This window comes from Dietzia cercidiphylli (assembly GCF_014145145.1).
Lineage (GTDB): Bacteria > Actinomycetota > Actinomycetes > Mycobacteriales > Mycobacteriaceae > Dietzia > Dietzia natronolimnaea.
In genome coordinates this window covers 1-1,662 of sequence record NZ_JAALEA010000118.1, presented here as the reverse complement: position 1 = coordinate 1,662, position 1,662 = coordinate 1, and the positions used below count along the sequence as shown (strand labels likewise).

Sequence of the window (1,662 nt, the reverse complement as noted above, 5' to 3'; positions counted from 1 at the left end):
GTCGGCCATCCCGCGCAGCACGGCGCCACCGATCACGGGGCTCACCCCCACGACCGGCGCGGAGGTGGAACGCAGCGCGGCGCGGATCCCGGGGACGGCGAGGATCGCGCCGACGGAGACCACGGGGTTGGACGGGGCGACGACGACGAGGTCGGCCGCCTCGATGGCCTCGAGCGTCTCCGGGGTGGGCCGGGCCGCGTCGGCGCCGATCTGTACGAATCCGGAGGCGGGCAACGCGGCCCGGTGCCGGACCCACCATTCCTGGAAGTGGATCGCCCGCTCACCGTCCCCCTGAGCACCATCGGGGCCGCCGGGGACCACGACGTGCGTCTCGCAGCGGTCGTCGGTCACCGGCAACAGCCGGACGCCGGGGGACCAGCGGGTGGACAGGGCCTCGGTGACGTCGGTCAACCGGTAACCGGCGCCCAACATCTGGGTGCGGACCAGGTGGGTGGCCAGGTCCTTGTCCCCGAGTCCGAACCAGTCGGGCTGCACGCCGTAGGCGGCGAGTTCGTCGCGGCAGTTCCACGTCTCGTCCGCGTGGCCCCATCCGCGGTCGGGGTCGATGCCCCCGCCGAGGGTGTACATGCAGGTGTCGAGGTCCGGACAGATCCGGACGCCGTGCATCCACGCGTCGTCCCCGACGTTGACCACCGCGTCGAGGCCGTGGACGGGCTCGCCTCCGGGGGGCGGGGTGCCCGCGGCCCCGGACGCGGGGTCCAGCCCGAGAAGGCGGCGCGCGCCGAGCAGGAAACGGGCGCCACCGACGCCACCGGCCACTACACAGATCCTCACGTCGACCAAGAGTAGTGACGGGGTGGCGGTGCGGCCCGGGTGGCCGGGTGTTCGGACCCCGGCCCGACGCGCGATGGTGTCCCACGCCACACAATCCGCGGCGTGTCACTCGCGGGGCCCACGCACGAAAATGCTAGGTATCCCCGATTTCGCTTGACCTGGGCGACTCGCATGTGTGTAATCACAGGTGTGTCATTCGTATCGGAGCGGCACGCCGGGCCGGGCAGACGCACGAGCGACGAGCAACGTAACACGAGGGGATGACCGTGGATCGACAGTCACGCACCGCAGCGGGACCCGAGCTGACCCTGGTCGACTTCGGCACCGGTGCGCTCTTCGTGGAGGACGAGGAGGAGAGCTGGCAGGACCGGGCCCTCTGTTCCCAGACCGATCCCGAGGCGTTCTTCCCGGAGAAGGGTGGCTCGACCCGCGAGGCCAAGAAGATCTGCACGGGATGCGAGGTCAAGGCCGAGTGCCTCGAGTACGCGCTGGCCAACGACGAGCGCTTCGGCATCTGGGGTGGACTGTCGGAGCGCGAGCGTCGACGGATCAAGCGAGAAGCCGTGATGTGAGCCCGTCCGGGGCCCGTGGGACCGGGGCTCTCCACGGCACCTGCCTCACCACTGACTGACCACCCCACGGGGTGGTCAGTCGTCGTTGGGGCCGGCCTCGACCTCGTCGGGTGAGATCTCCAGGTGTTGCGACACGAGTTCCACCAGGACCGAGTAGACCAGGTCGCGCAGGTCGTCCCCGCCGGGTGCCCGGCGGGTGAGCGGCCTGCGGAACAGGACCAACCGGGCCCGTGTGGGCTGGCCGGCCCGGTCGACGCCGGCGGGGACCAGCCGGGCGAGCGGCACCAGGCCGTCC

The 1,662-nt window shown here is 71.5% G+C and carries 3 protein-coding genes; 1 reads left to right on the top strand and 2 read right to left on the bottom strand.

The window, feature by feature from the left end; all coding sequences use genetic code 11:
- A partial coding sequence (cofD, locus tag G6028_RS04990) for a 2-phospho-L-lactate transferase (RefSeq protein ID WP_182658234.1) occupies window positions 1–795 on the bottom strand: 795 nt, incomplete at its 3' end.
- Window positions 796–1,055: 260 nt separating this feature from the next.
- Here cofD and G6028_RS04985 point away from each other — a divergent pair.
- Entirely contained in the window at window positions 1,056–1,367 is a 312-nt protein-coding gene (locus G6028_RS04985) for a WhiB family transcriptional regulator (RefSeq protein WP_241727050.1), read from the top strand.
- Window positions 1,368–1,442: 75 nt separating this feature from the next.
- Here the strand turns inward: G6028_RS04985 and G6028_RS04980 are convergent.
- Window positions 1,443–1,662: metallopeptidase family protein (locus G6028_RS04980; RefSeq protein ID WP_182658233.1), on the bottom strand; the 220-nt coding region annotated here is incomplete at its 5' end.